Source organism: uncultured Negativibacillus sp., from assembly GCF_944388365.1.
Classification (GTDB): domain Bacteria; phylum Bacillota; class Clostridia; order Oscillospirales; family Ruminococcaceae; genus Negativibacillus.
The window spans coordinates 1-6,518 of the sequence record NZ_CALXIN010000095.1 but is presented as its reverse complement, the minus strand read 5'-3'; the positions used below and the strand labels follow the sequence as shown (position 1 = coordinate 6,518).

The window sequence follows — 6,518 nt, the reverse complement described above, 5'->3', positions numbered from 1 at the left end:
AGGCAAGCTGCGGGAGCTGGTCCGAATTTTGCTGGACAACGCCTGTAAATACTGTGCGCCCAAGGGCAAAATCTTTGTCCGGCTGGAGAAACAGGGTGAAAAGATTTTCCTGTATGTTCGCAACAGCTCCGAGGAGAAATTGCAGCAGGATCAGCTGGAAAAATTGTTTGAACGGTTTTACCGCGCGGACAAATCCCGCAACAGAGAGAAGGGCAGCTATGGACTGGGACTTGCAATCGCAAAGAGCATTACCCAGCAGCATCATGGAAAGATTGCCGCCCATTCCACAGCAGAGGGAGAAGTCATCTTTACGGTAACACTGCCATGGGCGGATGGGAAAAAAGCCTCTTCTCATTCTAAAAAGGAACGGAGAAAAAAAAGACCAAAACGGTCATATTGCATAATGTTTTCAGACAGAATGTGTGCGCTTAACCGAAATATGTTGTTTTATTGAAAAACCTATTGACTTTCTGTGAACAAATTTGGTACTCTTGAGACAGAGAGCTTGGGTTGTTACTGGCAAGCAGGCAAAACCAGGCCTCACGAAAATAGTTTCTGCACTCTTCTTCCAGGTGTGGAGGACTGTTTTCGTGAGGTCTGGTTTTTTTATTTTATCTTTTGCGGAAAGCGGGAAAGGGAAGCTGGAAAGCAAGGTAGACAAGATGCGGTTTCAGGTAATAAAAGCAATCAATAACAATGTTGTCAGCTGTGTGGATGAGGCCGGATGTGAGCATATCGTGATGGGCCGAGGCCTGGGCTTTCAGGCAAAGGAACTCAAGGTCATCAACGAGGAAGATGTTGAAAAGGTATTCCGCATCACCAATCAGAGTGAACTGGAACGTCTGAAAAGGGTGTTTACACAGCTGCCGCAGGAACAGATGGAGGTTTGTACGCAGATCATCCAGTACGCCTGCGATATTCTCAAACGCGATCTGAACGAAAGTATTTATTATACGCTGGCAGACCATATTAATTTTGCAATCCAGCGCCAGCGCGAGGGCATCTATTTCACCAATGCACTGGACACCGAGGTGCGGCTGTTCTATCCGCAGGAATATGCGGTTGGACTGCATGCACTCGAGGAGATCCACCGGATGCTGGGCGTCCAGCTGTCGGAGGAGGAGGCTTCCTCGATTGCACTGCACATCGTCAACGCCGAGTATGACAATTCGCTGGGAATCACCATGCTTGTCACCAAGGCACTGGGAAATATGCTGCAGATTCTCAATCATTGGGAAACGATTGAGATTGACCATGAGTCGCTGTACTGTGACGAGCTGATTGTGCATATGAAGTTTCTGGCACTGAGCGTTTTCTCGGATACACACGGCGACAAACGGGAGCCTGCATTTGTCAATCTGGTGCGCACCAGCTATCCGCGGGAATTTGGCTGTGCATCGGCAGTAGCAGATTATCTGGAAGAAAATAGCGGACACAAGGTGTCCGATGAAAAAAAGGCATATCTGGCAATCCATCTGCATCGAGTCAATCGGATGGAGTAAGACCACAGAAAGCGAGGAATTTTGATTATGGGACTGTTGGATAAACTGTTTGGTAAAAAAGAAGCGGAAGAGATGGAGATTGGCGCACCTCTGGAAGGTGAAGTTGTACCGATTAGCCAGGTAAACGATCCGACCTTCAGCGACGAAATCCTGGGCAAAGGCATTGCGATTCGTCCGACCGGCAACAAGGTGTATGCTCCATGTGACGGAACCATCGGCATGATGTTTGATACCGGCCATGCAGTCAGCATGACCAGCGCTGACGGTGCAGAAATCCTGATCCATGTTGGACTGGAAACCGTAGGACTGAAAGGCAAACATTACACCATTCATGCAGCAAACGGCGACGAGGTAAAAAAAGGTCAGCTGCTGATCGAGTTTGACCGCGAGGCGATTGCAGCAGAGGGCTATGACACCATCACACCGGTGGTCATCTGCAACTCGGCAGATTACAGTGAGGTAAAAACATTTACCGGCAAAACGGTAAATGCAGGGGAAAAGATTATTGCGCTGGTCAAATAAGACCGGCGGGCAAAAGAAGGAGTTTCTTACAAGATGAAAAAAGGAACAGGGCGTCCGGTGTTCTCCGGTGTAGCCATCGGAAGAGCCTATATTTACAAGAAACAGCAGGCTGCGCTTCCGACTTCCTGCGGAGATGCAAGCGTTGAGCAGCGTCACTTTGAGGAAGCAAAGGAAGAAGCCCGCGCACAGCTGCAGGCACTGTTTGAAAAGACCTGCAAGGAGATCGGCGAAGAACAGGGCATGATTATCGACGTACAGATGATGATGCTCGACGATCTGGACTATCTGGAAAGCATCGAAGCAATGATCAAAAACGGTGCCAGCGCAGCAGAGGCGGTCAAGGAGACCGGTGATACCTTTGCAGCGGCATTTGCAGCGATGGACGACGACTACATGAAGGCCAGAGCAGTGGACGTCAAAGACGTTTCCACCCGCATTGTGACCATCCTGTGCGGAGGAAAGACCGGATTTTCGATGGAGGAACCAGGTATTCTGGTTGCAGAGGACCTGACTCCATCTGAAACAGTGCAGATGCCAAAGGACAAGATCCTTGCATTTGTCACCCGACAGGGTTCCTCCAACAGCCATACCGCCATTCTGGCGCGCATCATGAACATTCCGTCGCTGGTACAGACCCAGATCAATCTCGACGACGAGATCGACGGCAAACAGATGATCGTCGATGGCTTTGAAGGCTGCTATTACATCGAACCAGATGAGCAGACCTTGGCAGTTATGAAAGAAAAACGCCACGCAACCGAAGAATATCGTCAGCAGCTGGAAGCATATAGAGGAAAAGAAAGCGTTACCCGCGGCGGACGAAAGATCAACCTCTTTGCCAATATCGGCAATCCGGACGATCTGGTTCATGTCATCGAGGGCGATGCAGAAGGCGTCGGTCTGATGCGCAGCGAGTTCCTCTATCTGGGCCGCACCGATTTCCCAACTGAAGAAGAACTGTTCGAAGCCTATAAAAAGGTTGTTGAAGGACTGGGAGGCCGCCGCGTAGTCATCCGTACTCTGGATATCGGCGCCGACAAACAGGCCGACTACTTTGGACTGGAGCACGAGGAAAATCCGGCGCTGGGTCTGCGAGGCATTCGAATCTGCCTGGAGAGGGAGGACGTGTTCCGTCCGCAGATGCGCGCGATCTACCGTGCAAGCGCATACGGACCGGTCAGCGTCATGTTCCCGATGATCGCTTCTCTGTGGGAAGTGCGCAAGGTGAAAGAATTCTGTGCAAAGATTCGGGAGGAACTGATCGCCGAGGGCGTCGCTGTCGGCGAGGTGGAGCTGGGAATCATGATCGAAACACCGGCTGCCGCCATCATGAGCGCACAGCTTGCTAAGGAGGTAGACTTCTTCAGCGTCGGAACCAACGACCTGACCCAGTATACCCTGGCGATTGACCGTCAGAATCCAAATCTGGATGCCTTTTATGATGCACATCATCCGGCAGTGCTGGAACTGCTGCGGCAGGTTGCCCACAATGCACATGAAGCAGGCATCTGGGCAGGCATCTGCGGCGAGCTTGGTGCAGACGCAAGTCTGACCGAAACCTTCCTGGAAATGGGATATGATGAACTTTCCGTATCGCCTGGCCGTGTGCTGGAGCTGCGGAAAAAAGTATGTGAAAGTGAGGTTCAATAAACTATGAAACAGTTTCAGTATGTAATCACCGATGAACTTGGACTGCATGCACGTCCGGCTGGCCAGCTGGTCAAGGTAGCTGCTGGATTTGCAGGCTGTTATATCAAGGTAGGCACCGAGGCAAAGATGGTCGATGCAAAGCGCATTATGGGCGTTATGCAGCTGGGTGCAAAGAAAGGCACCGCGCTGACCATTACCTGTGAGGGTGCGGACGAGGAAGCTGCAGCAGAAAAGCTGGAAGCATTCCTGAAAGAAAACCTGTAAGAATAACGCAGGTTTGTAACTATGTCAATGGAATGGGCTGCTGTGGGCCGGCAGTACCATGGAATAGGAGAGTGCGGGAGCGAGCGTGGTCCTGACTTCTCCATGTTTATAAAGAGGAGGCACAACCTTTATGATGCGTTTTTTACAACGATTAGGTAAATCTTTGATGCTGCCAGTTGCTTGTTTGCCAATCGGCGGTATTCTGATGGGTATCGGTTACTGGATCGACCCATCTGGCTGGGGCGCAAACAGCCTGCTGGCTCTGCTTTTGATCAAAGCAGGCGGCATTTTGATCGACAATATGGCAATCCTGTTCGCACTCGGTGTAGCGGTCGGCATGTCCAAAGACCAGGAAGGTACTTCTGCTCTGGCAGCAATCATCTCCTGGCTGACCGTTCAGACCATGTTGGGAACCGCTGTTGTTCAGCTGATCATCGGTGCTGACGCAGTTGTTGACCCAGCATTTGCAAAAATCAACAACCAGTTTATCGGTATCCTCTGCGGTCTGATCGCAGCTGGCTGCTACAACCGCTTCTATAAGACAAAGATGCCAGACTTCCTGAGCTTCTTTGCAGGACGCCGCTTTGTACCGATTATGACTGTTGTTACCACTCTGATTATCTGCATCCCGCTGTACTTTGTATGGCCAGTTGTTTACAACTTCCTGGTATGGGTCGGCGAAAGCATCCTGAGCCTGGGCGCAGTCGGCGCTGGTATCTACGGTTTCCTCAACCGTCTGCTCATCCCAGTTGGTCTGCACCATGCACTCAACAGCGTATTCTGGTTCGACGTTGCTGGTATCAGTGATATCGGTAAGTTCTGGGGTTCTGTTGAAGGCGGCGTTCTCGGTCAGACCGGTATGTATCAGGCAGGTTTCTTCCCTGTTATGATGTTCGGTCTGCCAGGTGCTGCATTTGCAATGCTCCACACTGCAAAACCTGAGAAGAAGAAAGTTGCAGCTGGTATTCTGATGTCCGCTGCTCTGTGTTCCTTCTTCACCGGTGTTACCGAGCCTCTGGAATTCTCCTTCATGTTCCTGGCTCCTGGTCTGTACTTTGCACATGCACTGCTGACCGGTATCTCGGTTGCTCTGGTAGCTGCTCTGCCAATCCGTGCAGGCTTCCAGTTCAGTGCAGGTTTTGTTGACTGGTTCCTCTCCTTTAAAGCTCCATTTGCTCAGAACCCAATTCTCCTGATTCCAATCGGTCTGGCATTCTTCGTTATCTACTATGTTGTATTCCGTGTACTTATCACCAAATTCAACATCCAGACTCCTGGTCGTGAAGAGGATGACAGCAGCGCTGAGATGGATATTCAGCTGTCCAACGATGACTTCACCGGTATGGCTAGAATCATCCTCGAAGGTGTTGGCGGTCCTGAAAACGTTACCAGCGTTGATAACTGCATCACCCGTCTGCGTCTGGAAGTTAAAGACCGTCTGCTGGTAGATGAGAAGAAGATCAAATCTGCCGGTGTCGCAGGTATTGTCCGTCCAGGCAAGACCAGCGTACAGGTTGTAATCGGTCCAAAGGTTCAGTTCGTAGCTGACGAGTTCAAGAAAATGGTTAAATAGGACCAATTCAAAACACTCTGATAAAGAATAGCAAACGCCGCCGTCTGGCCCACAGACGGCGGCGTTTGCTATTCTCATAAAAAATTCCTCCCTTCGAAGGAAGGGAGGAACGAGCAAAAACTATTTGTTTTCGTATTTTGGTTCACAGGTGATGTTGACGCCCAGACGACGGAATACCTTTTCATCGACCTGCGAGAGGATGACCGAGGAATGAACCTCACAGCCGCGCAGCTTGTTGAGCTGTTCCATCGCAAGCTCTGCGGTAGGATTGGTTGCTGCACAGATGGACAGCGCGATGAGAACCTCGTCGGTGTGCAGGCGAGGATTGCGGTTGCCCAGATGGTCGACCTTCAGGTGCTGGATCGGCTCGATGATGACCGGAGAGATCAGATGAATGTCGTCGCTGATGCCGCCCAGACGTTTGAGCGCATTGAGCAGCAAAGCCGAGGAAGCGCCCAGCAGATCGGAGGTCTTGCCGGTGACGATGCTGCCGTCCGGCAGTTCCATTGCAGCAGCAGGTGCGCCGGTGAGCGCTGCTTTCTGCAGAGCAGGAGAAACAACCTTGCGGTCGTGGATGCTGATGCCGGCTTTCTTCATCAGAAGTTCCAGCTTGTAGACGATCTCCTCGCTGATGGTGCCCTGACGCTGTCCGCACAGAGCAGTGTAGTAGCGGCGGACGATCTCCTGACGGGAAGCCTCGGAAACAGCTTCATCGTCAAAGATGCAGTTGCCTGCCATATTGACTCCCATATCGGTTGGAGATTTGTAAGGACATTCGCCGACGATCTTGTCGAACATTGCCTTGAGTACAGGGAAGATTTCGACGTCACGGTTGTAGTTGACGGTGGTGGTTCCATAAGCTTCCAGATGGAACGGGTCGATCATGTTGACGTCGTTGAGGTCAGCAGTAGCGGCCTCATATGCCAGATTGACCGGATGCTTGAGCGGCAGATTCCAGATTGGGAAGGTTTCAAACTTGGCGTATCCAGCGTTGATGCCGCTGTTGA

General features: G+C 51.2%; 7 protein-coding genes. 6 read left to right on the top strand and 1 reads right to left on the bottom strand.

The window, feature by feature from the left end; all coding sequences use genetic code 11:
- The 6 genes from Q0L39_RS09955 to nagE form a co-directional block, all read left to right on the top strand.
- Positions 1-454, top strand: a 454-nt coding sequence (locus Q0L39_RS09955) for a sensor histidine kinase (RefSeq protein WP_296628832.1), incomplete at its 5' end; no start/stop codon positions are given.
- Between the two features lie 208 nt (positions 455-662).
- A complete protein-coding gene (locus Q0L39_RS09950) occupies positions 663-1,502 on the top strand; it encodes a PRD domain-containing protein (protein ID WP_296628830.1) in 840 nt (279 codons plus the stop codon).
- A 27-nt stretch (positions 1,503-1,529) separates the two neighbouring features.
- On the top strand, positions 1,530-2,024 hold the full coding sequence (locus Q0L39_RS09945; protein WP_296628828.1) for a PTS glucose transporter subunit IIA: 495 nt from the start codon (positions 1,530-1,532) through the stop codon (positions 2,022-2,024).
- Positions 2,025-2,057: 33 nt separating this feature from the next.
- Positions 2,058-3,674 (top strand): phosphoenolpyruvate--protein phosphotransferase, encoded by a 1,617-nt coding sequence (gene ptsP, locus Q0L39_RS09940; RefSeq protein WP_296628827.1) that lies wholly within the window; start codon positions 2,058-2,060, stop codon positions 3,672-3,674.
- Positions 3,675-3,677: 3 nt separating this feature from the next.
- Entirely contained in the window at positions 3,678-3,938 is a 261-nt protein-coding gene (locus Q0L39_RS09935; RefSeq protein ID WP_296628825.1) for an HPr family phosphocarrier protein, read from the top strand.
- A gap of 130 nt (positions 3,939-4,068) precedes the next feature.
- A complete protein-coding gene (gene nagE, locus Q0L39_RS09930) occupies positions 4,069-5,511 on the top strand; it encodes an N-acetylglucosamine-specific PTS transporter subunit IIBC (RefSeq protein ID WP_296628824.1) in 1,443 nt (480 codons plus the stop codon).
- Between the two features lie 120 nt (positions 5,512-5,631).
- On the opposite strand, the gene Q0L39_RS09925 is transcribed toward nagE, so the two are convergent.
- Positions 5,632-6,518 (bottom strand): DUF1846 domain-containing protein (locus tag Q0L39_RS09925; protein WP_296628823.1); only part of this gene is annotated, 887 nt, incomplete at its 5' end.

Excerpts from the sequence above, each read along its gene's own strand:
- Q0L39_RS09950 (WP_296628830.1), top strand. The coding sequence starts at position 663 with ATGCGGTTTCAGGTAATAAAAGCAATCAATAACAATGTTGTCAGCTGT.
- Q0L39_RS09945 (WP_296628828.1), top strand. The coding sequence starts at position 1,530 with ATGGGACTGTTGGATAAACTGTTTGGTAAAAAAGAAGCGGAAGAGATG.
- ptsP (WP_296628827.1), top strand. The coding sequence starts at position 2,058 with ATGAAAAAAGGAACAGGGCGTCCGGTGTTCTCCGGTGTAGCCATCGGA.
- Q0L39_RS09935 (WP_296628825.1), top strand. The coding sequence starts at position 3,678 with ATGAAACAGTTTCAGTATGTAATCACCGATGAACTTGGACTGCATGCA.
- nagE (WP_296628824.1), top strand. The coding sequence starts at position 4,069 with ATGATGCGTTTTTTACAACGATTAGGTAAATCTTTGATGCTGCCAGTT.